This window comes from Hydrogenophaga aromaticivorans (assembly GCF_013387465.1).
Classification (GTDB): Bacteria; Pseudomonadota; Gammaproteobacteria; order Burkholderiales; family Burkholderiaceae_C; genus Hydrogenophaga; species Hydrogenophaga aromaticivorans.
This window is the reverse complement of the sequence record NZ_VYGV01000015.1, coordinates 38407-61927: the sequence shown is the minus strand read 5'-3', so window position 1 is coordinate 61927 and position 23521 is coordinate 38407. Positions and strand designations below refer to the sequence as shown.

25 protein-coding genes and 1 pseudogene are annotated in these 23521 nt (G+C 67.2%); 13 read left to right on the top strand and 13 right to left on the bottom strand.

The window, feature by feature from the left end:
* From F3K02_RS27575 to F3K02_RS15580, 5 genes are all read left to right on the top strand, one after another.
* Window positions 1-901 (top strand): sigma-54-dependent Fis family transcriptional regulator (locus F3K02_RS27575; protein WP_246309524.1); only part of this gene is annotated, 901 nt, incomplete at its 5' end.
* A gap of 188 nt (window positions 902-1089) precedes the next feature.
* The gene (locus tag F3K02_RS15595; RefSeq protein ID WP_177136551.1) at window positions 1090-2886 is read left to right on the top strand and encodes an NAD(P)/FAD-dependent oxidoreductase; all 1797 of its coding nucleotides are present in this window, start codon (window positions 1090-1092) and stop codon (window positions 2884-2886) included.
* 174 nt (window positions 2887-3060) lie between these two features.
* The gene (locus F3K02_RS15590) at window positions 3061-3459 is read left to right on the top strand and encodes a COG4315 family predicted lipoprotein (protein ID WP_177136550.1); all 399 of its coding nucleotides are present in this window, start codon (window positions 3061-3063) and stop codon (window positions 3457-3459) included.
* Between the two features lie 72 nt (window positions 3460-3531).
* A complete protein-coding gene (locus F3K02_RS15585; RefSeq protein WP_177136549.1) occupies window positions 3532-4101 on the top strand; it encodes a sigma-70 family RNA polymerase sigma factor in 570 nt (189 codons plus the stop codon).
* Window positions 4098-4823 (top strand): anti-sigma factor, encoded by a 726-nt coding sequence (locus F3K02_RS15580; protein ID WP_177136548.1) that lies wholly within the window; start codon window positions 4098-4100, stop codon window positions 4821-4823. The genes F3K02_RS15585 and F3K02_RS15580 overlap by 4 nt, the downstream gene beginning before the upstream one ends.
* A gap of 42 nt (window positions 4824-4865) precedes the next feature.
* Here F3K02_RS15580 and F3K02_RS15575 read toward each other — a convergent pair whose 3' ends face one another.
* From F3K02_RS15575 to F3K02_RS27565, 3 genes and pseudogenes are all read right to left on the bottom strand, one after another.
* Window positions 4866-5765: a DMT family transporter gene (locus tag F3K02_RS15575; protein WP_177136547.1), complete on the bottom strand. Its 900-nt coding sequence runs from the start codon at window positions 5763-5765 to the stop codon at window positions 4866-4868.
* Between the two features lie 86 nt (window positions 5766-5851).
* The gene (locus F3K02_RS28015; RefSeq protein WP_343067100.1) at window positions 5852-6310 is read right to left on the bottom strand and encodes a MarR family winged helix-turn-helix transcriptional regulator; all 459 of its coding nucleotides are present in this window, start codon (window positions 6308-6310) and stop codon (window positions 5852-5854) included.
* A 96-nt stretch (window positions 6311-6406) separates the two neighbouring features.
* Window positions 6407-6925, bottom strand: a pseudogene (locus F3K02_RS27565) (flavin reductase family protein); the annotation flags it as partial.
* 87 nt (window positions 6926-7012) lie between these two features.
* Between F3K02_RS27565 and F3K02_RS15565 the strand changes: the two are divergent.
* The 4 genes from F3K02_RS15565 (at window position 7013) to F3K02_RS15550 (ending at window position 11189) form a co-directional block, all read left to right on the top strand.
* A complete protein-coding gene (locus F3K02_RS15565; RefSeq protein WP_177136545.1) occupies window positions 7013-8062 on the top strand; it encodes a 2,5-dihydroxypyridine 5,6-dioxygenase NicX family protein in 1050 nt (349 codons plus the stop codon).
* Entirely contained in the window at window positions 8059-8874 is an 816-nt protein-coding gene (locus F3K02_RS15560; RefSeq protein WP_177136785.1) for an alpha/beta fold hydrolase, read from the top strand. Before F3K02_RS15565 ends, F3K02_RS15560 begins: the two co-directional genes overlap by 4 nt.
* Before the next feature lie 32 nt (window positions 8875-8906).
* Complete coding sequence (locus tag F3K02_RS15555; RefSeq protein WP_177136544.1) at window positions 8907-10175, top strand: acyl-CoA dehydrogenase family protein; 1269 nt, start codon at window positions 8907-8909, stop codon at window positions 10173-10175.
* 81 nt (window positions 10176-10256) lie between these two features.
* A complete protein-coding gene (locus F3K02_RS15550; protein ID WP_177136543.1) occupies window positions 10257-11189 on the top strand; it encodes a M14 family zinc carboxypeptidase in 933 nt (310 codons plus the stop codon).
* A 68-nt stretch (window positions 11190-11257) separates the two neighbouring features.
* On the opposite strand, the gene F3K02_RS15545 is transcribed toward F3K02_RS15550, so the two are convergent.
* Together F3K02_RS15545 and F3K02_RS15540 are read right to left on the bottom strand one after the other, a co-directional pair.
* On the bottom strand, window positions 11258-12814 hold the full coding sequence (locus F3K02_RS15545; RefSeq protein ID WP_177136542.1) for an alanine/glycine:cation symporter family protein: 1557 nt from the start codon (window positions 12812-12814) through the stop codon (window positions 11258-11260).
* Between the two features lie 127 nt (window positions 12815-12941).
* Window positions 12942-14300: a D-amino acid dehydrogenase gene (locus F3K02_RS15540; RefSeq protein ID WP_177136541.1), complete on the bottom strand. Its 1359-nt coding sequence runs from the start codon at window positions 14298-14300 to the stop codon at window positions 12942-12944.
* A 183-nt stretch (window positions 14301-14483) separates the two neighbouring features.
* Between F3K02_RS15540 and F3K02_RS15535 the strand changes: the two genes are divergently transcribed.
* Entirely contained in the window at window positions 14484-15404 is a 921-nt protein-coding gene (locus F3K02_RS15535; RefSeq protein WP_177136540.1) for a LysR family transcriptional regulator ArgP, read from the top strand.
* 41 nt (window positions 15405-15445) lie between these two features.
* Here the strand turns inward: F3K02_RS15535 and F3K02_RS15530 are convergent, their stop codons facing one another.
* The gene (locus F3K02_RS15530; protein WP_177136539.1) at window positions 15446-15898 is read right to left on the bottom strand and encodes a fasciclin domain-containing protein; all 453 of its coding nucleotides are present in this window, start codon (window positions 15896-15898) and stop codon (window positions 15446-15448) included.
* A gap of 278 nt (window positions 15899-16176) precedes the next feature.
* Here F3K02_RS15530 and F3K02_RS15525 point away from each other — a divergent pair, with 278 nt between their 5' ends.
* Window positions 16177-16815, top strand: a complete 639-nt coding sequence (locus tag F3K02_RS15525) for a TetR/AcrR family transcriptional regulator (protein WP_246309522.1) — start codon at window positions 16177-16179, stop codon at window positions 16813-16815.
* 211 nt (window positions 16816-17026) lie between these two features.
* Here F3K02_RS15525 and F3K02_RS15520 read toward each other — a convergent pair whose 3' ends face one another.
* The 4 genes from F3K02_RS15520 to F3K02_RS15505 are packed head-to-tail and all read right to left on the bottom strand — an operon-like array spanning window position 17027 to window position 19805.
* Window positions 17027-17449, bottom strand: a complete 423-nt coding sequence (locus tag F3K02_RS15520) for a universal stress protein (protein WP_177136538.1) — start codon at window positions 17447-17449, stop codon at window positions 17027-17029.
* Window positions 17450-17483: 34 nt separating this feature from the next.
* Window positions 17484-18371 (bottom strand): metallophosphoesterase, encoded by an 888-nt coding sequence (locus F3K02_RS15515; RefSeq protein WP_177136537.1) that lies wholly within the window; start codon window positions 18369-18371, stop codon window positions 17484-17486.
* Window positions 18372-18405: 34 nt separating this feature from the next.
* A complete protein-coding gene (locus F3K02_RS15510; protein ID WP_177136536.1) occupies window positions 18406-18798 on the bottom strand; it encodes a universal stress protein in 393 nt (130 codons plus the stop codon).
* A gap of 41 nt (window positions 18799-18839) precedes the next feature.
* Window positions 18840-19805: a LysR family transcriptional regulator gene (locus tag F3K02_RS15505; RefSeq protein WP_177136535.1), complete on the bottom strand. Its 966-nt coding sequence runs from the start codon at window positions 19803-19805 to the stop codon at window positions 18840-18842.
* Window positions 19806-19907: 102 nt separating this feature from the next.
* On the opposite strand from F3K02_RS15505, the gene F3K02_RS15500 reads away from it, so the two are divergent.
* The gene (locus tag F3K02_RS15500) at window positions 19908-20459 is read left to right on the top strand and encodes a hypothetical protein (protein ID WP_177136534.1); all 552 of its coding nucleotides are present in this window, start codon (window positions 19908-19910) and stop codon (window positions 20457-20459) included.
* 129 nt (window positions 20460-20588) lie between these two features.
* Here F3K02_RS15500 and F3K02_RS15495 read toward each other — a convergent pair whose 3' ends face one another.
* Entirely contained in the window at window positions 20589-22460 is a 1872-nt protein-coding gene (locus tag F3K02_RS15495; RefSeq protein WP_177136533.1) for a phosphoenolpyruvate carboxykinase (GTP), read from the bottom strand.
* A gap of 172 nt (window positions 22461-22632) precedes the next feature.
* On the opposite strand from F3K02_RS15495, the gene F3K02_RS15490 reads away from it, so the two are divergent.
* Window positions 22633-22857 (top strand): hypothetical protein, encoded by a 225-nt coding sequence (locus F3K02_RS15490; RefSeq protein WP_177136532.1) that lies wholly within the window; start codon window positions 22633-22635, stop codon window positions 22855-22857.
* Here F3K02_RS15490 and F3K02_RS15485 read toward each other — a convergent pair.
* Both F3K02_RS15485 and F3K02_RS15480 read right to left on the bottom strand, forming a co-directional pair.
* Window positions 22847-22990, bottom strand: a complete 144-nt coding sequence (locus F3K02_RS15485) for a hypothetical protein (protein WP_177136531.1) — start codon at window positions 22988-22990, stop codon at window positions 22847-22849. The genes F3K02_RS15490 and F3K02_RS15485 overlap by 11 nt on opposite strands.
* 85 nt (window positions 22991-23075) lie before the next feature.
* On the bottom strand, window positions 23076-23519 hold the full coding sequence (locus F3K02_RS15480; protein WP_177136530.1) for a PaaI family thioesterase: 444 nt from the start codon (window positions 23517-23519) through the stop codon (window positions 23076-23078).
* Between the last annotated feature and the right edge of the window lie 2 nt (window positions 23520-23521).

The window sequence follows — 23521 nt, the reverse complement described above, 5'->3', positions numbered from 1 at the left end:
GGACCGGCAGGTGGAGCGCGTGGCGCGGCTGGTGAACACGCCGATCAGCCTGCTGATCACGGGCGAGACGGGTTCGGGCAAGGAGTTTTTTGCCAAGGCGGTGCACAGCAGCAGCGAGCGCCGCGCGCGGCCCTTCGTGGCGGTGAACTGCGCGGCGATTCCCGAGCACCTGATCGAGAGCGAGCTGTTCGGCCACCTGCCCGGCAGCTTCTCGGGCGCTTCGCCCAAGGGCAAGCGCGGCCTGATCGCCGAGGCCGACGGCGGCACGCTGTTTCTGGACGAGATCGGCGACATGCCGCTGGCGCTGCAGGCGCGGCTGCTGCGCGTGCTGTCGGAGCGCGAGGTGCTGCCGGTGGGCGCGACAAAACCGGTGCCGGTGAACATCCGCGTGATCGCGGCGACGCACGCGCCGCTGGAGCAGCTGGTGCTGGGCGGGCGTTTCCGCGACGACCTGTATTACCGCCTGAAGGGCGCGCACATCCAGTTGCCGCCGCTGCGCGAGCGCAGCGACCTGGGCGCCATGATCACGCGGCTGCTGGGCGGGCGCTCGCTCACGCCCGCCGCGCTGCAGCGGCTGCTGGCGCACCGCTGGCCGGGCAACCTGCGCGAGCTGCGCAACGTGCTGGACTACGCGGGGAGTCTGTGCGCGGATGGAGCGATCGACCTGGACGATCTGCCGGAGTTGCAGGCGGGTCGGTTGGCGGTGCGTTCTTCTGACCCCGGCGTTGCAACCGTTCCAGAAGACGGGCCGGAAGCCTTGCTGCAGGCGCTGCGTGCGGCGCACTGGAACGTGAGCGCGGTGGCGCGCGCCATGGGGCTGTCGCGCATGACCTTGTACCGAAGAATGAAGCGGGCGGCCATCGTTCCCCCGAACAGGCAGGACGATCCCTCGCTCCACTGAAAGCCCGGCCGCAGGGCTGTGACACCTGTCACTCCGAAGGGTGACAGGTGCACGGGGTGTGACACCCGCACCGCTTCTGGAAGCCTCGGCAAATCAAGCACTTGCGCGTGTCCACCACATGGCACGGGTCTTGAGAAGGGAAGGGTACCGGTCCGCATCGAGGCCGGCATCCACAGGAGACAAGACCCATGACCGACACCACGCCCTCCCAGCGGGCTCAACGCTGGCTGGACGCCTTCGGCGCCGCCCTGGCTTCCGGCAACCCCGAGGCCGTATTGCCGCTGTTCGACGCCGACTGCTACTGGCGCGACCTCGTTGCATTCACCTGGAACATCCGCACGCAGGAAGGCCACGAGGCCGTGCGCGACATGCTCGCGGCGCGCCAGGCCGAGACCGGCGCGTCCAACTTCCAGCTCGACGGCGAGGCCACCGAGGCCGACGGCGTGACCGACGCCTGGTTCACCTTCGAGACCACGGTCTCGCGCGGACGCGGCCACCTGCGCCTGAAAGGTGACAAGGCCTGGACGCTGCTGACCACCATGGTCGAGCTGAAGGGCTTTGAAGAGAAGAAGGGCACGCGCCGCATCAAGGGCGCGGAGCACGGCGCGCAGCAGGGGCGCAAGAGCTGGCTGGAGCGGCGCCACGAAGAAGAGGCGCGCCTGGGCTACGACGAGCAGCCCTACACGGTGATCATCGGCGGCGGCCAGGGCGGCATCATCCTGGCCGCGCGGCTGCGCCGCCTGGGCGTGCCGACCATCGTGATCGAGAAGAACCCGCGGGCGGGCGACAGCTGGCGCAACCGCTACAAGACGCTGTGCCTGCACGACCCGGTCTGGTACGACCACCTGCCCTACATGCCCTTCCCCGACGACTGGCCGGTGTTCGCGCCGAAAGACAAGGTGGGCGACTGGCTGGAGATGTACACCAAGGTCATGGAGATCAACTACTGGGGCTCGACCACCGCGAAGAAGGCCACCTTCAACGAAGCCAAGGGCGAGTGGGAAGTGATCGTGGACCGCGATGGTGAAGAGGTGACGCTGCGACCCAAGCAGCTGGTGTTCGCGCTCGGCGTGTCGGGCTACGCCAACGTGCCCAAGATCCCCGGCGCCGAGAGCTTCGAGGGCGACCAGCACCACTCCAGCAAGCACCCCGGCCCCGAGCAGTACCAGGGCAAGAAGGCGGTGGTGCTCGGCTCGAACAACTCGGCGCACGACATCTGCGCGGCCCTCTGGGAAAACGGCGCCGACGTCACGATGATCCAGCGCACCAGCACGCACATCGCGCCGTCCGATTCGCTGATGGAGCTGGCGCTGGGCGGGCTGTACAGCGAGGAAGCGCTGAAGAACGGCATCGACCACCACAAGGCCGATCTCGTGTTTGCCAGCGTGCCCTACAAGATCATGCACAGCTTCCACATCCCCGTGTACGACGAGATGAAGAAGCGCGACGCCGACCTGTACGGCCGGCTGGAGAAGGCGGGCTTCATGCTCGACTTCGGCGACGACGGCTCGGGCCTGTTCATGAAGTACCTGCGCCGCGGCTCGGGCTACTACATCGACGTGGGCGCGAGCGAGCTGGTGGCCAACGGCAGCATCAAGCTCAAGAGCGGCGTGAACATCGAGCGCATCAACCCGAAGGGCGTGACGCTGACCGACGGCACCGAGCTGCCGGCCGACCTGCTGGTCTACGCCACCGGCTACGGCTCGATGAACCACTGGCTCGCCGATCTCGTGTCACCCGAGGTGGCCGACCGCGTGGGCAAGGTCTGGGGGCTGGGCTCGTCGACGACGAAAGACCCGGGACCGTGGGAAGGCGAGCTGCGCAACATGTGGAAGCCGACCAACCAGAAACAGCTGTGGATCCACGGCGGCAACCTGCACCAGAGCCGCCACTACTCGCAGTTCCTTTCGCTGCAATTGAAGGCGCGCTACGAGGGCCTGGACACGCCGGTCTACGGGCAGGCGGCGGTGCACCACCTGCGCTGACGTTCGATCCGAGCGGCTCGTCGCCCGGGAAAGGGGCGCTCCATCGGGGCGCCCCTTTTTCTTTGCCGCAAAAAATAAGTTCAGCCCGGTGCATCCAGATCGCGTGTCGTTCCGTTCTAGAGGCAGGGCGCCATCCGGTGACCCCTTCAACCTTCAACTCCAGGACGACACACCATGAACTTCCGACACGCTGCCTTCACCTCCCTGTCCCTGGTCGCCATCCTCGCCGGCGCCGCCCATGCCCAGCCCGTCATGCGCGACGGGGTGCTGGTCGACGCGGCCGGCCGCACGGTCTACACCTTCGACAAGGACGAGATGGGCAAGAGCAACTGCAGTGGCGGCTGCCTGACGCTGTGGCCGGCCTTCGTGGCCAAACCCGACGCTGCGGTCAAAGGCGACTTCGGCCTGATCGAGACCAACGGCGTGCGCCAGTGGACGGTCAAGGGCAAGCCGCTGTACTACTACGCCGCCGATGCCAAACCCGGAGAACGCAACGGCGACGGCAAGGGCGGTGTGTGGCACGTGGTCACCGACAAGGCCGCCACCGCCAGTGCGGCCACGTCCACCTACTGAAGCCCGTTGCCGGGGATAGCGCACCACCCGTGCGCTATCCTCGATTTCGTCGCTCACTAGGAGGTCCTTCCGATGGATGGCCGGGATGAAGTCAGTCGGCTGCTGGCGCGCATTGCCCTGCAGGACGCCAAGGCGTTCGAAGCCTTGTTCACGATGGCAGCCGACCGGCTGATGGCGGTGGCCATGCGCGTGACGCAGGACGCGGCCATGGCCGAAGACGTGCTGCAGGAAGTGTTCACCGCGATCTGGAACCGCTCCACCGCAGCGGCGCCGGGGCAGCACCGGACGCTGGCCTGGCTGTGCGTCGTCACCCGGCACCGGGCGATCGACCTCTTGCGCAAGCGAAAGCCCGAAGAGCCGCTCCAGTGGCGCAGCGCCACTGGTGAGGAGCACTCGCACGACGTGGCCGCCGAAGGGGCATCACCGGTCGAGCAGCTGCTGGTGCAGGAGTCCGACGCCCGGTTGTCGCACTGCATCGGCGCGCTGGAGCACGACCCGAGGCGGGCCCTGATGCTGGCTTTCTATGAGGGACTGACCCACGCCGAGATCGCGCTGCGGATGCAGCGACCACTCGGCACGGTCAAGGCCTGGACGCGACGCAGCCTGATGCGGCTCAAGGACTGCCTGGAGGCGCTGACATGAACTGGACCCATCACCCTTCGGTCATCGACCGGCTGGCGGCGGCCTATGTCGCCGGCACCCTGCGCGGCCCGGCGCGGCGTCGGTTCGAAGCGGCCCTGCAGCGCCACCCGGCACTGGTGGACGCGGTCAACGACTGGACGGCGCGGCTTGGCCCCTTGCACACCACCCTGCCGCCGCAAGCGACCAGCGCGGGCCTGTGGCCGCGCATCGCGCGCTCGGCCGGACTGGCTCCGGCCCCGGTCGCGGCCCCTACAACGTGGTGGCGCCGATGGCTGGACCCCGTGCCGGTGGCGGCCCTGGCCATGGGGCTGGTGGTGGGCTCGGTCGTGCCCGTGGTGTGGCAGGCGCGGCTGGAAGCACAGCGCGAGATGGCGCTGCCCGACAGTTACGTGGGCGTGCTGGCCACGGCCAAGGGCGAGCCAGGGCTGATCGTCTCCAGCCTGAGACGCGGGAAGGTCGTCGACCTCAAGCAGCTGACGCCGGTCGAGGTGCCGCAGGGCAAGACCCTGTACCTGTGGCGCATCGACAAGGCCGGCGCGATCACGGCGGTGGCGCCCTTGCCCAGCGGCAAGTTCACCCGCGTGACCCTGGATGAGCCCGCCGAGAAGGTTTTCTTCCCGGCGGTGGAGCTGGCGGTTTCGCTGGAAACCGCGGGCGCCACGCCGGCCATCCCGACACAGCCCTTCGTCTATCGGGGCCTGTGCGGAAAGCTCTGGCGCTGAGCCGGGCGATCCCCGACCCATTGATGCCAGCCGTCGGCCCGCTCAGCCTTTGCGACTGACCAGCACGATGCCGGCCGCCACGCCCAGCAGGGCGAGCACCAGCTGCAGCGTCAGCGGTTCGCCCAGCAGCACCACGCCAAAGATCAGCGCGAACAGCGGTGTGAGGAAGGTGAAGGTGGACATCTGCGTCGCGGGGTAGTGGCGCAGCATCCACATCCAGGTCAGGTAACTCGCGAAGGCGCCCACGGCGGTCTGCAGAAAGACCGAGCCCCAGGCCATGGCCGAGTAACCAAAGCCCCAGCTTTCGCCCAGTGCGATCGAGAGCAGCGGCGTCACGGCGGCGGTCACACCGAGCTGGTAGAACAGCGATTTTTCGGCGGCGGCGGTGGCGATCCTGGTGGTGCGTATCGCCAGCGTGGTCAGGCCCCAGAGCATGCCGGCGGCCAGACCCATGGTGTCACCGATCCACTGGCCCGGTGATGAACCGTGCAGGAAGGCTTCGCTGAACGCCACCGCGACGGCGGCGAAGGCCAGCGTCAGGCCGATCCACTGGATGCGGCGCAGCTTTTCCGCGTGCACAAACCGCGGCAGCAGCAGCGCCACCCAGAACGGGCTGGTGTAGAGGAAGACCGTGAGCCGCGAGGCGCTGGTGTGCGTGAGCCCGAGGTAGATGAAGACAAACTCGCCCGCGAACAGCAGGCCCACCAGCAGGCCGCCCTTGAGCGTGCCGTCGCGCTGGAACAGTGGCACGCCGCGGAACTGGCACCAGAGCCAGAGCAGGGCGGTGGCGCCCCACATGCGGATCGAGGCCTGCCACAGCGGCGGGATTTCGCGCGAGGCGAACTTGATCAGGATCTGCTGGAAGCCCCAGAAAGCGCAGCACACCACGAGCAGGGTGATGGCGAGGGTGTCGAGGTGGTCTTTGCGTTGGACGGGGGTCATTGTGTCAAGGGTATCGCGGGGTCGGGGCGCGCTCTGTCGCGCCCGGGAATCGCTGGCGGTCCGGCGCCGGGCCGCCCCAGGCCGGATCAGCCCCCGGACGCGGGAGGCACCGGGTCCCTTCCCCGTGCCGGGGCAACGACCCGCGCAGCGGCGGCGTGTGGGGGCTCGTTCACGAGCTTTTGAAGGTGCCGCTTGAAGGCTTCGGCCTCGCTGGCCGACCAGCGCGCGAGCAGGGTGGTTTCCTGCTGGCGCGCCTGCGCGATCAGGGCGCTGGCGGCGCGCTGACCGGTGGGGGTGGCGGTCACGAGCGTGCGCCGCTGGTCCCCCGGGTCGGCGTGCAATGCGACCAGACCTTCTTCGGCCATGCGCTGCACCAGCTTGGTCACGGTGGGCTGTTTGGCGAGCACGTCGTGGGCGAGCTGGCCGATGGCGACGCCGGCCGGCTCGTCGGGGGACAGCGCCGCGTCGTGCAGCACGGCGAGCACGCGCCAGGCGATGTGGGTCAGGCCCTGCGCTGCGATGGCGTCTTCAAAGTCGCGGTACACGGCGTGGTTGGCCTGTCCGAGCAGGTACCCCAGGTAGCTGCCGACGAAGCGGTCGTCGGGTGCCTGCGGCGCGCTCGGGTCGGCCTGCGAGCCCTGCAAGGGGTGCTCGGTGTAGAAGCGGCCGCCGTGGTAGAGCAGGGGCGAGGCGGCGGCGCGGCGGCTGCAGCGCTCGACCTCGCCGACGAAGATCACGTGATCGCCTTCGGTGTACTGGCTGCGGTTGAAGCACTCGAACGTGGCGACGCAGCCGGTGAGCAGCGGTGCGCCGCTGACACCTTCCACAAAATCCACGCCCTGCCAGCGGTCCACATCGCGCGCGGCAAAGCGTTCGGCCAGGGCCTGCTGGTCGGCCGCGAGCACGTTGATGGCGTAGTGCTGGCCGTTGGCAAACGCCGCCATCGAGCCGGCCGCCTGGGCCAGGCTCCAGAGCACCAGCGGTGGGTCGAGCGATACCGAGTTGAACGAGCTGGCCGTCAGACCCGCCAATTCACCGGACGCGGTGCGCGCGGTGACGATGGTCACGCCGGTGGCGAACATGCCCAGCGAGGCACGGAACTCGCGCGGTGAGAAATCGGGGGGGCGGGCCTGATGGCCGGCGTTACGGGCTGGGGACATGGCTGCAATTTATATGAAAATTCATGAATAATGGGCCGACCGGCGCCAAACCCCTGTTGGTGACCGGCCCAAAAAAGGAGACTACCGATGCTGCAGGAGCGAGTCGAACCCGCGTGGCTCGACGCATTTGAAACGGTGTTGCGCCGCTGTGCGCTGCAGCCGGGTGACACGGTGGCCATTCTCGGTGAAACCCAGAGCCGCCCGGTGCTCATGGAGTTGGCGCGGCTCGCGGTCGCGCGCATCGGGGCCGATGCCTTCACGCTCACCCTGCCGTCGGTGTTTGTCCGCGGCGAGCCGGTCACGCGCTCCACCGGCGCCACCCCGGCGATCCAGCAACTGGGCCCGGTGATCGCGGCGCTGCAGGCCTGCACGCTGGTGGTGGACATCACGGTCGAGGGCCTGATGCACGCACCGGAGCTGCCGGCCATCCTGCAGGGCAACGGCACGACGCAGCCGCGCATCGTCTACGTGAGCAACGAGCATCCGGAAGCGCTGGCGCGCCTGCTGCCCGACGACGCCACCGAAGCGCGCGTGAAAAACCACGTGAAACGCCTGCGTGGTGCCCAGGCCATGCGCGTGACCTCGCCCGCGGGCACCGATCTCAGCATCGCGCTGCAGGGCGCGGTGGCCGGCGGCAACTGGGGCAGCACCACCCGCCCCGGCACGCTGACCCACTGGCCCGGTGGTCTGGTGCTGGCGTTCCCCGCCGCGGGCAGCGTCAACGGCACGCTGGTGCTGGCCGAGGGCGACGTGAACCTGACCTTCAAGCGCTACATCGAGCGGTCGATCACGCTGACGATCGAGAACGACTACGTGACGCGCATCGAGGGCACGGGGGTCGATGCCGAGCTGCTGCGCTCGTACTTTGAAGCCTGGCAGGAGAAAGAGGCGTATGCCGTGAGCCACGTGGGCTATGGCCTGAACGATGCCGCGCGCTGGGACAGCATGGCGCTCTACGACAAGCGCGATTTCAACGGCACCGAGCTGCGCGCTTTCGCCGGCAACTTCCTCTACAGCACAGGCGCCAACGAAACCGCCGGGCGCTACACGCGGGGCCATTTCGACTGGCCGATGCGCAAATGCACCGTTGTCCTGGACGACTCGGTGGTGGTCAGCGCTGGAAAGGTGAACGACTGATGCCGCTTCCGCAATTCACCACTTTGGGCAGTGGTCCGACGGTCTTGATGCTGCACGGCATCGGCGGCGGTCACCTCGCGTTCGCGCCGCAGGTGGAAACCCTGGCGCAGGCCGGTTACCGCGCGGTGGCCTGGGACATGCCGGGTTACGGCCGCAGCGCACCCATCGAACCCTACACCTTCAAGGCGCTGGCGCAGAGCTGCATCGACCTGATCGACGCGCTGCGGTGCGAGAGCGTGGTGCTGTTGGGCCACAGCATGGGTGGCATGGTGGCGCAGGAGGTGATCGCGCGCCGGCCCGACAAGGTGAAAAAGCTCATCCTCTGCGGCACCTCGGCCGCCTTCGGCAAACGCACCGACGGTCGCTCGGCCGAAGCCTGGGCGCAGCAGTTCATCGGCCAGCGCACCGCCCCGCTCGACGCCGGCAAGACCATGGCCGACATGGCGGCCACGCTGGTGCCGCAGATGGTCGGCCCGGGCGCCTTGCCCGAAGGCGCGCGCCTGGCCGAACACTGCATGGCCGGCGTGCCCGCCGCCACCTACCGGCGCGCGCTCGAATGCCTGGTGACCTTTGACCGCCAGGCCGCGCTGGCGGACATCCGCGTGCCCACGTTGCTGCTCGGTGGCGAGTTCGACCGCGTGGCCGTGCCCGCGGTGATGAAGCAGATGGCCGCCGCCATTCCGCGCGCCCGTTACGCCGAGCTGGCCGGCATCGGTCACCTCATGAACCTTGAAGCGCCCGACGCCTTCGACGCGCTGCTGCTCGCCTTCCTGCGCGAGCCCGCGCCCAAGCCTTTGCCCGATACCCACTGACCCGCACCGAAAAACAGCAGGAGACAAGACGCATGAACAACCCCATCAACCCCCACACCGGGCTCGACTTCACCCCCGCTGTCGGCGACATGGCCTTCACGCCGCTGCAGCGCGAACTGCTGGCCAAAGCCCACGCGCTGGGCCGCGACAAGTTCGCCGCGCGCGCGCAGCAATGGGACACCGAAGCCAGCTTCCCGTTCGCCAACTACGACGACCTGCGCGAGGCCGGTTTCCTCAAGCTCTGCGTGCCCACCTCGCACGGCGGCCTGGGCGCGGACTACACCACCTACATGATGGTCGCGGCCGAGATCGGGCGTTTCTGCGGCGCCACCGCGCTCACCTGGAACATGCACATCTGCTCGACCATGTGGACCGGCGTGCTGGCCGACGGCATTCCGATGAGCGACGCCGAGCGCAGCGAACACGCGGCGCGGCGCGAGCTGCACTTCGGCCGCATCGTCAACGAGGGCGCGCTCTACGCGCAACCCTTCAGCGAAGGCACGGCCGCAGCCGCCGGGCGCGCGCCCTTCGGTACCACAGCGAAGAAGGTCGACGGCGGCTGGCTCATCAACGGCCGGAAGATCTGGGCCAGCCTCTCCGGCGCGGCCGACTATTACGGCGTGCTCTGCACCGAAGACAAGGGCGACCAGCACCCCGACGCGCGCGACACGCTCTACATCAGCGTGCCCGCTACTTCAGAAGGCTTCAGCATCAGCGGCGACTGGGACCCGCTGGGCATGCGCGGCACGGTGAGCCGCAACCTGGCGTTCAAGGACGTGTTCGTGAGCGACGCCGAACAGCTGATGCCGCGCGGCATCTACTTCAAGGGCGCGCAGACCTGGCCCGCCATGTTCTTCACGCTCTCGCCCACCTACCTGGGCGTGGCCAACGCGGCCTACGACTTCACGGTTCAGTACCTGCGCGGCGAGGTGCCGGGCGAGCCGCCCATCAAACGCCGCCAGTTCCCCACCAAACAGATCGCGGTGGCGCAGATGCGCATCCAGCTGGAGAACATGAAGAGCCTCTTCGCGCGCGCCATCGCCGAGGCCAAACCCAACCCGAGCAAGGACGAGAAGATGCGCCTCTACGCCGCGCACTACAGCGTGATGGAAGGCGCCAACGACATCGCGCGCCTGGCGATCCGCACCTGCGGCGGCCAGAGCATGCTCAAGCACCTGCCGCTCGAACGCCTGTACCGCGACAGCCGCTGCGGCGCGCTCATGCTGCCCTGGACGGCCGAGCTGATCCTCGACCGCATGGGCCGCGAGACGCTGTACGAGGCGGGTGAAAAGGACGAGTGAGACCCGCGCCGCCGTGCCGCGGTTCACGGTGATCCAGGGCCTTGTCATCTGCCGGATGAACAAGGTCCCTAGAATGCCGTGATGTCCCGATTTCCTTCCCTGACACCCACCCTTTCCCTGGCCGTGGCCGCATGCCTGCTGTGGCCGCTGGCGGGTACCGCGAAGCCCACCGAAACGAACCCGGCCCGGGGCCCCGGGCACCCATTGACCAACCTGCAGGGCAGCGACCCCTGCCGGGAGTTTGTGGCGCGATTGCCCAACGTGAAAGCGCCCCTGTGCGCCAGTGCCGAGCTCAAGCCCACGGTCGGCCGGTCGGTCCAGGGGCGCACCCTGTTCCAGCGCGACGTGGTCGCACCCGAAGCCCGCATCCGCGTGCTGGTGGTCGGAGCCATGCACGGCGATGAGCTGTCGTCGGCCTCGGTGGCCTTGCACTGGATCCAGCTCGCCCTGCAGACCCCGTCCAATGCGCACTGGCGCTTCATCCCCGCGCTCAACCCGGACGGCCTCATGGTGCGCCCGGCCAAGCGCGTGAACGCCAACGGCGTGGACCTCAACCGCAACTTCCCCACGCCCAACTGGCGGCGCGACGCCAAGATCTACTGGGAAGAGCGCACGCGCAAGGACCCGCGCCGCTGGCCCGGCCCGAAGCCGCTGTCCGAGCCCGAATCGCAGTACCTGTACAACGAGATGGAGCGCTTCCAGCCCGACCTGATCGTCAGCATCCACGCGCCCTACGGCGTGCTGGACTTCGATGGCCCGAGCGTGCCACCGGCCCGCCTGGGGCGCCTGTACCTGGATCAGGTCGGCATCTTCCCCGGCAGCCTGGGCAATTTCGGCGGCGTGCACAAGGGCATGCCGGTGGTCACCATCGAATTGCCGAGCGCCTTCCGCACCCCACTGGATGCCGAGATGCGCCAGATGTGGCTGGACCTGCTGCGCTGGATGAGTGAACGCGTGGTGCCCGAGCAGCCAGACCCCCGGGTGGTGCCGGTGAAGGCGAAGAAGACCAGCTGAGCGGTCCAGAACCGGTCGAACAAAAGCCCGCAACTGCGGGCTTTTGTTCGGGTGGCCGGCCCTTTGCCTCAACTGGTGGTGGTGATGCGGCCGTTCTGGATGCCGGCGCGGTAGTGCTGGAGTTCGCGCTTCACGACCGGCATCAGGACGTACAGGCCGACGATGTTGGCCAGCGCCATGGCGAAGATCATTGAATCCGAAAAATCGATCACCGGACCCAGGCCCATGCTGGCGCCCACCACCACGAAGACAAGGAACAGCAGCTTGAACGTGAGTTCCGACGCGAAGCTCTCGCCCAGCAGGTAGGTCCAGGCCTTCATGCCGTAGTAGCTCCAGGTGATCATGGTCGAGAAGGCGAACAGCACCACAGCCAGCGCCAGCACATACGGGAACCAGCTCACCGCGCTGCCAAAGGCCACCGACGTCAGGCCCACACCGGTGGCGCCACCGGCCTGCGCCGTGAGGCCGCCGGCGTCCACATGGCCGGTGATGATGATCACCAAGGCCGTCATGGTGCAGATCACCACGGTGTCGATGAAGGGTTCGAGCAGTGCGGCAAAGCCCTGCGACACCGGCTGGTTGGTCTGCACAGCGGAGTGCGCGATGGCCGCCGAGCCCACGCCCGCTTCGTTGGAAAACGCCGCGCGCTTGAAGCCCTGGATCAGAGCCCCCACCACGCCGCCCACCACACCTTCGGACGAAAACGCCCCGAGGAAGATCTGGCCAACGGCCCAGGGCAAGCGGTCCACGTAGACGAACAGCACGACCAGACCCGAGATCAGATAGAGCCCGGCCATGAAGGGCACCAGTTTTTCGGTCACCCGGGCGATGGACTTGATGCCGCCGATGATGACCAGGCCCACCGACACCGCCATGATCAACCCGAACAGCCAGCCCTTGCCGGCGAAGAAGCTCGCGTCACCACCGGTCACGCCCACGATCTGCTGGAAGCTCTGGTTGGCCTGGAACATGTTGCCGCCGCCGATGGCGCCACCGACGCAGCAGATGGCGAAGAACACCGCGAGGAACTTGCCGAGGCGCGGGAAACCCTGTTCGGCCAGGCCCTTGGAAAGGTAACGCATGGGGCCGCCCGAGACGGTGCCCACGGCGTGGTTCACGTCGCGGTACTTCACGCCCAGCGTCACCTCGGTGAACTTCGAGGCCATGCCCAGCAGGCCGGCCAGGATCATCCAGAAGGTGGCGCCGGCGCCGCCGATGCCCACGGCCACCGCCACACCGGCGATGTTGCCCAGGCCCACGGTGCCCGAGACCGCAGCGGTCAGGGCCTGGAAGGGCGTCACTTCACCCGGCATGGACGGATCGGAATAGCGGCCGCGCACGACCTGGATCGCGTGCGAGAAGCCACGCAGCTGGATGAAGCGGAAGTGAATGGTGAAGATCAGCGCCGCCAGGATCAGCCAGCCCACGATGAGCGGGAAGCTGGTGCCGCCGACCGGCACCGAATAGAAGATGGCGCCAGCCACGGCGTCGGAATACGGCTGCACCGCGGCGCTGATGCGCGCGTCGAGGCTGTCGCCCTGGGCGCTGGCGGCACCGTGGGCCAGCAGCAGGGTGGCGCCGAGGCCGATACCGCGCGGCAGGGCGGTGGAGGGTTGGGGGTTCATGTCTGTCTCCTGTCGTTGTCATGGTGCGGTCACGGGTGGTGCCGCGGTCTCCGGCGGCTGGGTTGGTCGCCGGATGTGAAAAGGCCGGGTGCTGCGGTTTGCAGCACCCGGCCAATGAGGGGTTTGTTCAGGCCTGTTGCGGCGGCGCTGCGTGGCGCAGGCGGCCGGCGTTGACCGCTGCGCTGCGCCGCGCGGCGGGCTGGCCGACAAAGCCGAAGTTCATCGCCGGCACCTCGCCGCTGATGAGTTCGGCGAGGGCCTTGCCCGAGCCGGCGCCGTGTGTCCAGCCCAGCGTGCCGTGGCCGGCATTGACCCAGAGCTTGCCGACTTTCGTGCTGCCGATCAGCGGGATGTTGGTCGGTGTGGCCGGGCGCAGGCCGCACCAGAACTGCGGGTCGCCACCTTCTTCGGGCGTGCGCGTGTCGGCCACACCCGGGAACACTTCTTCGATGCGCTTGACCAGCATCTGTGCCCGGGTGCGCGCCAGCGGCGTGTCCAGCGACAGGTCGAAGCCGCCGAGTTCTATGGTGCCCGCCACGCGCAGCTGGTCGCCCAGGCGCGAGATCGCGATCTTGAGCTGGTCGTCCAGCAGGCTCACCTGAGAAGCCGCTTCGGGCTTGAGCAGTTTCAGCGTGGCGCTGTAGCCCTTGCCGGGGTAGATCGGCACGTGCACGCCCACCTGCTTGAGCAGCGCGGTGGAGTAGGAGCCGGCGGCCACCACGAAGGCATCGGCCTGGAGTTCGCGCGCCTGGCCGGTCGCCCGGTCGTGCACGCTCACGCTGTCCACCTGGCCACCGCTGGCGCGGATGCGCTGGATGTCGTGGCCCATCAGGGACAACATGCCCTGCTCGCGGCACAGCTGGGCCAGCTTCTGGGTGAAGGCCATGCAGTCGCCCGACTCGTCGCTCTCGGTGTAGGTGCCGCCCACGATGCGGTCGGCAAAACTGCGCAGCGCGGGTTCGATCTTCAGCAGCTCGTCTTTGCTCACCACCTTGCGGTTCACGCCGTGGCGGCGCATCAGCTCGGCCGCGCCGCCGGCGGCGTCGAACGATTTCTGGCTGGTGTAGTAGTGGGCGATGCCCTTGGTAAGCCGGTTGTATTGCAGGCCGGTGGCGGCTACCACGTCTTTCAGCGCCGCGTGGCTGTAGCTGCCCAGCGCCACCAGCTGCGCCACGTTGCGCTCAAAGGCGGCGTCGTTGCACTGGCCCAGGAATTGCATGCCCCAGAGCCACTGCGCCGGGTCCAGCTGCGGGCGGAATTTGAGCGGACCCTCCGGGTCGAACAGCCACTTCAGCGCCTTCAGTGGCGCCTCGCGGTTGGCCCAGGGTTCGCAGTAGCTGACCGAAATCTGCGCCGCGTTGCCGAAACTGGTTTCCAGCGCGGCGTCCGCCTGCCGGTCGACCAGTGTGACCTCGTGACCACGCTGCATCAGATGCCACGCCGTGCTCACCCCGATGATGCCTGCACCCAGTACAACGACTCGCATGGCCCGCTCCTGAAAAAAGTGGAAAAACTGGGGCGAAGTATGGGAAAAGCCGCGGTGTTAGTGAAGCGAAATTAAACTAAAATCTTCGGCATCATGTTGGCTAATGGAAGAGGCGCTTCGATCCCCGTGTGAAACGCCCGTCCCGTTCGTCCACGTCACCGCCTCTTTTTCCCGTTCAACCGCATGAGCACTTTTGATCCCGACGCCCTGGAATGCCTGGCCGCCATCATCGAAGAGGGGGGGTTCGAGCGCGCCGCGCAGCGCCTGTCCATCACCCAGTCGGCGGTGTCGCAGCGGCTGCGTGCGCTGGAGGCGCAGGTGGGCACGGTGCTGATCGTGCGCAGCCGGCCGCTCAAGCCGACGCCGGCCGGCCAGCTCATGCTCAAGCACGCCAAGATGCAGCGCCTGCTGCGCGCCGACCTGGAAAAAGACCTCAAGGAACTCGCACCGAGCTCCACTGGCAATGGCCGCGAAGAGGAGCGCATCTCGGTCGCCATCAACGCCGACAGCATCGCCACCTGGGCGCTGCCCGCGCTCAACGGGCTGGCGCAGGGCGGCCTGCCGATCGAAATCATCACCGACGACCAGGAATTCACCCACGAGTGGCTGCGCGAAGGCCAGGTGCTGGGCTGCGTCACCTCGCTCGGCCAGGCGTTGCGCGGCTGCAAGATGGAGGCGCTGGGCAGCATGGGCTACGTGGTGGTGGCGCAGGCGGCTTACGCGGCAGCGCACTGCCCCAAGGGCCTGAATGCGCACAACTTCCACAAGCTGCCCTTCGTCGCTTTCAACCGCAAGGACCACCTGCAGCACGGTTTCGTGGAGCAGGCCTTTGAGCTGCCGCGTGTCATGCTCAAACAGCTCTTCGTGCCCTCCAGCGAAGGCCAGGTGCGGGCGGTGCGGGCGGGCTGGGGCGTGAGCGTGTTGCCCGAGCTGAGCGTGCACGAACTCATCGCCAGCGGCGAACTGGTCAACCTCGCGCCGCGCCACCGGCTGGAGGTGGCCCTGTACTGGCACTGCTGGAACCTGAGTTCGGATGTGCTGGACGCGCTGAGCAGCGCGCTGCGAAGCGCCGCGGCGCAGAACCTGCTTCAGGCGAAGGCGTAAAAAAGCCCCGCCAGGGCGGGGCTTGAGGTCGGGAGCGGACCTTATTTCGGCATGACCACACTGTCGATCACGTGGATCACGCCGTTGTCGGCCACGATGTCGGTCTTCACCACGTTGGCCGCGTCCACCTTCACGCCGCCCATGGTGCTCACGGTCAGTTCGCTGCCTTGCACCGTCTTCACTTTGCCGGCCTTCACGTCGGCCGCCATCACCTTGCCCGCGACCACGTGGTAGGTCAGCACCGCGGTGAGCTTGGCCTTGTCTTTCAGCAAGGCGTCCAGATCGGCCTTGGGCACCTTGGCGAAGGCTTCGTCGGTGGGGGCGAACACGGTGAACGGACCCTTGCCCTTGAGCGTGTCCACCAGGCCGGCGGCCTGCAGGGCCGTGGCCAGGGTCTTGAACGAACCGGCCGCAACGGCCGTGTCCACGATGTCGGCGGCCTGAGCGGTGAAGGCGCCGAAGGCGAGCGTGGCGGCGATGAGGGTCTTTTTCATACGGAACTCCAGTGAGGTTGGACAACAGGGATGGAAGCCGGCCGTGCGGGGCAGCGGAGGTGTTGGCCGCTGCTTTCTCGCTCACCGGACTTCGGAACAACAGCGTCACCGGGTGGCTTGCCGATTCGGCTCACCCCGGCAAAGTCGGCCGTCGGAGCGAATATTACACTGATTAGGATAAAAAGATACTGATCAGTATGTAACAAGACTTGATGGTGCTTATGTCGACCTTGTCGTCAATTTCGGGCAGAATCCGGGCAAGCATTCAAAGGTTGTTCATGGTCAGCGTTGTCCTCAAGTCGTCCCCACCCGTCCCACCCAAGCGCAGCTTTCGCGAGCAGATGCACATCGCGCGCGAGGACGCCATCGTGTCGGCGGTGAACCGGTTGCTGGCCGAAAAAGGTTTTGAGGCGATGACCGTGGATGAAGTGGCGGCCGAAGTCGGCATCGCCAAGGCCAGCCTCTACAAGCACTTCCCGAGCAAGGAAGACCTGGCCGCGGCGGCCATGGTGCGTGTGATGGACCGGGCGCGTGCGTTCCTGGACACGCTGGACGCCCAGCGCCCGCCGCTGGAGCAGTTGCGCGAGGTGGCGCGCTGGACGATGGCGGTGCAACTGGCGGGCGAAATGCCGTCACTGCCGAGCGAAAACTCCAGCCTGCGCGCGGCGCTGACCACCAACAAGGCCTATGTTGATGGCCTGATGGACGTGAGCGATCGCCTCGGCGCCTGGATCACCGCAGCCCAGGCCGATGGCAGCCTGAACAGCGCCCTGCCGCCGATCGCGGTGCTCTACACCCTGTATGCGCGCGCCTGCGACCCGGTGCTGGGCTTCCTCAAAGGCGCGGGGCTCTACAGCAACGAGCAGATCATCGACATGGTGCTGAGCACCTGTTTCGACGGACTGCGGAAGCGGTGACCCCCCGCGCCGCTTCGCGGCACCCTCCAGGGGGCGATGCGAGTGGCCCGGCAAAGCCGGTTCCACCGCATCCTGGGTCAGGGCTGGCGCGCTGGAAAGAAAGCCGGAGGGCTCCGAGGGGGAGTTCATCCCAGGGCACCGCGGAACCGGCTTTGCCGGGCCGCCAGTGCCGCCCCCTGGGGGGTGACGCGAAGCGGCGCGGGGGGAGCGTTTACCTCACAAGCAACACCGGCACCTCGCAGTGCGCCAGCACCTGGGTGGTCACCGAACCCATGACCAGGTTGCCCAGGGCGCTGTGGCCGTGTGAACCCATCACCACCAGATCAAACTTGCCCGCGTTGGCCGCCTTGGCGATCTGTTCGCCCGCCGTGCCGACCTTGTGCACGACCTTGGGTTCCATGCCGTGGCGCTTGAGAAACTTGACCACCGGCGCGGTGACCTTTTCGGCCTCTTCAGCGTAGTAGCTGTTGGCCACTTCGGCGCCCACGGCGGCCCGTGCACGGGCGGGCAGGGGCAGCTGCACCGTGAACAGGGTGAGATCGTTGTTCGAGCCGAACATCTCTTCGTGGGTGGTCAGGTAAGCGAGCATTTTTTTGGTGTAGGCGCTGCCATCCACCGCGAGCAGGATCTTCATCGGGGTCTCCAGTTCATTGAGGTTGGCGCCGAGTTTACGGCCTGCCGGCGCGGGCCGGTACCCGCGCTGCACCCTGTGGGTTTACCGTGATCAGCTGGGTCGGCAGGAATCCCAGCTGTTCGTTCTTCTCGGCGTAACCGAGCGGGTTGGCGACGATGCGGCAGCGGCCCAGTTGCAGGTCCTGCGGGCAGTGCAGATGACCGTGCAGCCACAGATCGGCCAGCGGCAGCAGATCGTCCAGTCCGTTGCAGAAACCGGCGGTGCCCGGGCTCAGGCCGTAGCGCGGATCGGCGCTGTGCAGGGTGGGGGCAAAGTGGGTGATCACGACCGTGGTCCCGTCGAACGGCTGGGCCAGCGCCTGGCGCAGCCAGTCCTGGCATTCCAGCCCGAGCTCGCGCATGGCCGCGGCGTCGAACAGGCGCCCGTGGCGCTGCCCGTTCATCTTGTTCAGGTAGAAGTTGGCCGCGCGGAAGGCTTTCTGGCGCTGGTGCAGGCGGTTGGTGAGCGGATCGCGGGTGCGGCCTTCGGTCTGGGGCTGACTGGCCAGGGCGTCGTAGTCGCTCCACAGCGTGGTGCCGATCAGCCGCACGCCGTCCAGCAACAGCGTTTCGCGCTCCAGCCACTGGATGCCCAGCCGGTCGCAGGTGGCGCGCAACCCGGCGTGCGCCTCGTCCACATCCAGCGCATCGTATTCGTGGTTGCCGGGCACATAGACCACCGGCACCGGCCAGGCCGCGTACTGCGGCAGGGGCGAGAAGCGCTGCAGGCACCAGTCGGGTTCGGCCATCACGCTGCCGTCGCGCCGGTTCTGGTAGGAGCCGATGTCGCCGGCGAGCACCAGCAGGTCGGCACCGGGGGCCGGCGTGGCGACAAAGTCGGGATTGGCTTCGAGGTGCAGGTCGCTCAGAAGCTGGATGTTCATGCCCGCATTGTCGGGTGAACAACGGGTTGCACGTTCAGCGCACGACCAGCACCGGGACGTGTGAGTGGGCCAGCACCGCGGCGGTGACCGAACCCAACACCATGCTTTCGATCGCCGATTGACCGCGGCAGCCCATGACGAGCAGGTTGCTCTGGAACTGCTTGGCCGCCACCACCAGCTCTTTGGCCGGTTCGCCCTGGCGCGTCACACACAGCGGCGTGAAGCCGTGGGCTTGCAGGAACTGGTTGGGTTCCTCCAGCAGGGCGTTGTTGGCCGCCACGTCGTAGCGGTTGCCCTCGCCGGGCTGGACATTGAACAGCACGTAGTCGTAGAAGGGCCGGAACAGCAGTTCGTTGGAAACGATGTAGGTCAGCATGCGCCGCGTGTAGCGGCTGCCGTCCACCGCCAGCAGGAGTTTCATGGACATGGTGAGGTCCTCCCGGTGAAATTGCGATCTTCGTCACGTTTTTACACCTTATCGACGCGAAAGCCTTGGACTGAAGCCCGCACCACCGCGTCCCTCAACCAGCTGTGGGCACTGTTGTGGGACGACTGGCGGTGCCACAGCGTGTCCACATGCACCGCGGGCACCGGCAGCGGCAACTCGCTCAGGGCCAGCTCGTGTTCCATGCCGGTGGCGCCCACGAAATGGCGCGGCAACACCGTCAGCAGGTCGGTGGTCGCCACCACGCGCCCGGCGGTGAAGAACTGGTTCACGGTCAGCACCACGCGCCGCTGGCGCGAGAGTGCGGCCAGCGCCTCGTCAACGAAGCCAAACGGGCGCCCGGAGAAGCTCACCAGCAGGTGGCGCGCGGCGCAGTAGCTGTCCAGATCGATGGGGCGCCCGGCCAGCGGGTGGCCGCGGCGCATGACGACCACGTACTCGCCGTCGTACAGGCGCTGGTTCAGGAAGCGGGGGCTGTGTTCCTGCAGGTGGCTGGCGCTGAGCTCGGCCAGCACGCCGGGGAAATGGCCGATCGCCAGGTCCGCCGAGCCCGATTCCAGCAGCTCGCGCGGGTCGCGCGTGGTCAGCGGCAGCACCCGCAGGTTCACCCCGGGGGCTTCGTTTTCCAGGATGTCCATCAGGCCGGGCACCAGCTTGGCGGCGGTGGCATCGGCCATGGCGAGCACGAAGGCGTTGTGCGCGGTGGCCGGGTCGAAACCGCCCGGCGCCAGCGATTCGCGCAGCTGCTGCAGCGCGTCGCGCACCGTGGGCCACAGCGCCAGCGCCATGGGCGTGGGTTCCACGCCGTAGCCCGCGCGCCGCACCAGCTCGTCGCCCAGGGTCTCGCGCAGCCGCTTGAGCGCGTTGCTCACCGCCGGCTGGGTCATGGCCAGGTTGTGGGCCGCGCGCGTGAGGTTGCGCTCGACCATCACCTCGTCGAAAACCCGCAGCAGGTTCAGGTCGAGGGTGCGAAAGTTCAGTTCATTCATATGATTTGTGAATGTAATTCATCACAAAAATAAATTGGCGTGACATGCGGGTTAACCCTAGTATCCACCTGTCCAAAAGACATTTCTTTCAAGGAGTCCGCCATGAGCACCGTCTTTTCCCCCTCCCCCGCATCCTTGGGGCTGTCCCCCACCTCGTCGCCCGACGCAGCGGGTACCTACCGGGTCCGGCCCAGCCGCGATGGCGCCCGGGGGCTGGCCGCCTTGCTGTTGGCCGCCGCAGTGGCTGCGCTCGTGGTGCTGGCCGACCGCCTCATCAGCACCTGGGCCGACGGCCACCTGCTTCTGGCCTGGGTCGCTCTGTGGGTCGTGATTTTCGCGGGCCTGGCGCTGTTCGCGGGCACCGCCCGCAACCTGGCGCAGCGCACCCTGCGTTCGCTGGACAGCTGGTCGGCCACGCTGGCTGAAGCCCGTGCCGAGATGCGCCTGTGGGAGCTGGCCCGTCGCGACCCGCGCCTGATGAACGAACTGATGCAGGCCCGCATGCGCGATACCGACGACGGCGACTTTGAAACCGCGCTGGCGCCCATGGGTCTGGAGCCCGGTGTGGTGCAGAAGCCGGTCAGCGGCTGGGGACGTTTCCCCGAGCGGCTCGCCGAAAGCCGTGCGCGCAACATCCACCTGTATTACATCTGACGCCGCCGGGCCAAAAGGCCTGAGTCCCAGCAAAAAAGCCACCGGGTCCGGTGGCTTTTTTTTCGCCCGGACCGTTCATCCGGGGGCGTGGCGCTGGAAGGGCAGATCGTGCCCTTCCAACGTGTTTCCTCAGGTGGCCAGGCGCTTTTCCAGCGCGGCCTTGGTGTCGACCAGGGCCTTCGGCAAGTGGTAGGCCAGCTGCTCGAAGTGCGACTCGTGCAGCTTGAGTTCGTCAACCCAGGCGGCCTTGTCGATGCTGGTCACGGTCTTGAACTGCTCGGCGCTGAAGTCCAGGCCGGTCCAGTTGATTTCGGCGTAGGTCGGGGCGGTGCCGAACATCGTGGTCTCGCCTTGGGCAGAGCCTTCGATGCGGTCGATCATCCACTTGAGCACGCGCATGTTGTCGCCATATCCGGGCCAGACGAACTTGCCGTCGGCGTCCTTGCGGAACCAGTTCACGCAGAACATCTTGGGCAGCGAATGACCCTGAGCCTGCAGCTGGTCGCCCATGTCGAGCCAGTGCTGGAAGTAGTCGCTCATGTTGTAGCCGCAGAACGGCAGCATGGCGAACGGGTCGCGGCGCACCACGCCCTGCGCACCAAAGGCGGCGGCGGTGGTTTCGCTGCCCATGGTCGCGGCCATGTACACGCCTTCGGTCCAGCTGCGGGCTTCGGTCACCAGCGGCACGGTGGTGCTGCGGCGGCCGCCGAACATGAAGGCGTCGATCGCCACGCCGTTGGCGTCGTCCCACTGCGGGTCCAGCGCCGGGTTGTTGCCGGCGGCGACGGTGAAGCGCGAGTTCGGGTGCGCGGCCTTGGCGCCGGTGGCCTTGGCGATCTCGGGCGTCCAGTCCTTGCCTTGCCAGTCGATCAGGTGCGCGGGCACGCCGCCGCCGTCTTTCTCCATGCCTTCCCACCAGACGTCGCCGTCATCGGTCAGCGCCACGTTGGTGAAGATCACGTTCTTGTCCAGCGAGCGCATGCAGTTCGGGTTGGTGTGCATGTTGGTGCCGGGGGCGACGCCGAAATAACCCGCTTCGGGATTGATGGCGTAGAGCTTGCCGTCGGCGTGCGGCTTGATCCAGGCGATGTCGTCACCGATGGTGGTGACCTTCCAGCCCGCGAAGCCGGCCTCGGGCGGCACCAGCATGGAGAAGTTGGTCTTGCCGCAGGCGCTGGGGAAAGCGGCGGCGACGTGGTACTTCTTGCCTTGCGGATTGGTCACGCCGAGGATCAGCATGTGCTCGGCCAGCCAGCCCTGGTCGCGGCCCATGTTGGAGGCGATGCGCAGCGCGAAGCACTTCTTGCCCAGCAGCGCGTTGCCGCCATAGCCCGAACCGTAGGACCAGATTTCGCGCGTCTCGGGGAAATGCACGATGTACTTGGTGGTCGGGTTGCAGGGCCAGGTGGTGGTGTCCTTTTCACCGGCGGCCAGTGGCGCGCCCACGGTGTGCATGCAGGGCACGAAGGCGCCGTCGGTGCCGAGCACGTCGTACACGGCCTTGCCCATGCGGGTCATCAGCTTCTGGTTCACGGCCACGTAGGCGCTGTCGGTCAGCTCGATGCCGATGTGGGCAATGTGCGAACCCAGCGGGCCCATGGAGAAGGGCACCACGTACATGGTGCGGCCCTTCATGCAGCCGTCAAACAGCGGCTGCAGGGTCTGGCGCATCTGTGCCGGGTCCATCCAGTTGTTGGTCGGGCCAGCGTTTTCCTTCTTCTCGGAGCAGATGAAGGTGCGGTCTTCCACGCGCGCCACGTCCGACGGGTCGGAGCAGGCCAGGTAGCTGCCCGGGCGCTTGGCGGGGTTGAGTTTCTTGAAGGTGCCGGCGTCCACCAGCTGCTGGCACAGGCGGTTGTATTCCTCCTCGCTGCCATCGCACCAGACCACGTCGGCCGGCTTGCACAGGGCGACCATGTCGGCCACCCAGGCGATCAGCCGGGCGTTTTTCACGTAGACGGGTGTGTTGAGGTTCAGGCCCTGCATCACGGGAGAATTCATGGAAATGGCTCCAGAAGTTTGTAAAGCGGCAAGCCCAAGAGACACCAACAGCCGCTGGCCACAAACAAATGGGCGCGCGGCTGGTCAAGATCCCTTGGGCAAATAAGGGCGGTCGGCGCTCGGTGCTGCGGTGCGGATGGCAGGTGCAGCCAGATGGGCAAAAGGCGGGTGGATGGACCCGGGTTTTGATCCGCGTGTCGGCCAAAACCTCGATTTTATGAAAGTGGTGGGTCAGTTACCGGCAAGTTACATGCAAAACATGCATAACCTGATGCGCCAATTGATGGGTTGCGGTTCCGGATCTGCCCTGATCCAGACGCCGGTCGGACAAGAAAAAAGCCGAAGGCCCGGGCGGGCGTTCGGCTGGACGCTGCCGGACGGCGGCTTCAGGCCATGAAGACCGCGATGAAGGCCAGCAGGAAAATCAGAACGCCACCGGCCACAGGCAACACGATGGGCATGAGGGGAACGATGGACTCCACCACGTCATGGGGCTGGTCGCTGTGGCTGTCGTGTTGGTGGTGGGACATGGTTTCTCCAGGGTATTTGACAAATATCAACAAGATTTTAAGGGCAGCGGGCGTCCTGGCGCTGGCCCGGGCCTCGTGACATACCCTAAAGCAGGGCGTAGGTGGTGCTGGCCCGGCAGACACTCTTGCCGTCGCCCGCGGCCACGATGTCGATTTCGCCGAACACCAGGTTCTTGCCAGCCCGGATCACGCGGGCCGTGACCAGCGCGTCCTGGTTGGCCAGCGGTTTCAGGAAGCTGGTGTTGAGCTGCACGGTGGTCATGGGCCGCTGGTTACCGAGCTGCGTCACGATGGCCAGCACCATGGCGGTGTCGGCCGCCGCCATCAGCGCCTGGCCGCACACCATGCCGCCGATGCGGCTGAGTTCGGGGTTCTGCGGCAGGCGCAGCGTGACCTCGCCGGGGCCGAAACCCTGCACCCGCATGCCCAGCGCCTGGACCCAGGGGGCGAACCAGTCGCTCAGCGCGGACTGCAGGGTGTCGGTGGTGACCGTGGGCGCGGTGTCGGAGGTGTGCAGGGCAGATGTCATGG

Excerpts from the sequence above, each read along its gene's own strand:
- F3K02_RS15585 (WP_177136549.1), top strand. The coding sequence starts at position 3,532 with ATGGATGGCCGGGATGAAGTCAGTCGGCTGCTGGCGCGCATTGCCCTG.
- F3K02_RS15540 (WP_177136541.1), bottom strand. The coding sequence starts at position 14,300 with ATGCGAGTCGTTGTACTGGGTGCAGGCATCATCGGGGTGAGCACGGCG.
- F3K02_RS15565 (WP_177136545.1), top strand. The coding sequence starts at position 7,013 with ATGCTGCAGGAGCGAGTCGAACCCGCGTGGCTCGACGCATTTGAAACG.
- F3K02_RS15485 (WP_177136531.1), bottom strand. The coding sequence starts at position 22,990 with ATGTCCCACCACCAACACGACAGCCACAGCGACCAGCCCCATGACGTG.
- F3K02_RS15575 (WP_177136547.1), bottom strand. The coding sequence starts at position 5,765 with ATGACCCCCGTCCAACGCAAAGACCACCTCGACACCCTCGCCATCACC.
- F3K02_RS15580 (WP_177136548.1), top strand. The coding sequence starts at position 4,098 with ATGAACTGGACCCATCACCCTTCGGTCATCGACCGGCTGGCGGCGGCC.
- F3K02_RS15520 (WP_177136538.1), bottom strand. The coding sequence starts at position 17,449 with ATGAAGATCCTGCTCGCGGTGGATGGCAGCGCCTACACCAAAAAAATG.
- F3K02_RS15595 (WP_177136551.1), top strand. The coding sequence starts at position 1,090 with ATGACCGACACCACGCCCTCCCAGCGGGCTCAACGCTGGCTGGACGCC.
- F3K02_RS15555 (WP_177136544.1), top strand. The coding sequence starts at position 8,907 with ATGAACAACCCCATCAACCCCCACACCGGGCTCGACTTCACCCCCGCT.
- F3K02_RS15535 (WP_177136540.1), top strand. The coding sequence starts at position 14,484 with ATGAGCACTTTTGATCCCGACGCCCTGGAATGCCTGGCCGCCATCATC.
- F3K02_RS15505 (WP_177136535.1), bottom strand. The coding sequence starts at position 19,805 with ATGAATGAACTGAACTTTCGCACCCTCGACCTGAACCTGCTGCGGGTT.
- F3K02_RS15495 (WP_177136533.1), bottom strand. The coding sequence starts at position 22,460 with ATGAATTCTCCCGTGATGCAGGGCCTGAACCTCAACACACCCGTCTAC.
- F3K02_RS15530 (WP_177136539.1), bottom strand. The coding sequence starts at position 15,898 with ATGAAAAAGACCCTCATCGCCGCCACGCTCGCCTTCGGCGCCTTCACC.
- F3K02_RS15510 (WP_177136536.1), bottom strand. The coding sequence starts at position 18,798 with ATGTCCATGAAACTCCTGCTGGCGGTGGACGGCAGCCGCTACACGCGG.
- F3K02_RS15525 (WP_246309522.1), top strand. The coding sequence starts at position 16,177 with ATGGTCAGCGTTGTCCTCAAGTCGTCCCCACCCGTCCCACCCAAGCGC.
- F3K02_RS15590 (WP_177136550.1), top strand. The coding sequence starts at position 3,061 with ATGAACTTCCGACACGCTGCCTTCACCTCCCTGTCCCTGGTCGCCATC.
- F3K02_RS15490 (WP_177136532.1), top strand. The coding sequence starts at position 22,633 with ATGGACCCGGGTTTTGATCCGCGTGTCGGCCAAAACCTCGATTTTATG.
- F3K02_RS15480 (WP_177136530.1), bottom strand. The coding sequence starts at position 23,519 with ATGACATCTGCCCTGCACACCTCCGACACCGCGCCCACGGTCACCACC.
- F3K02_RS15545 (WP_177136542.1), bottom strand. The coding sequence starts at position 12,814 with ATGAACCCCCAACCCTCCACCGCCCTGCCGCGCGGTATCGGCCTCGGC.
- F3K02_RS15550 (WP_177136543.1), top strand. The coding sequence starts at position 10,257 with ATGTCCCGATTTCCTTCCCTGACACCCACCCTTTCCCTGGCCGTGGCC.
- F3K02_RS15500 (WP_177136534.1), top strand. The coding sequence starts at position 19,908 with ATGAGCACCGTCTTTTCCCCCTCCCCCGCATCCTTGGGGCTGTCCCCC.
- F3K02_RS15515 (WP_177136537.1), bottom strand. The coding sequence starts at position 18,371 with ATGAACATCCAGCTTCTGAGCGACCTGCACCTCGAAGCCAATCCCGAC.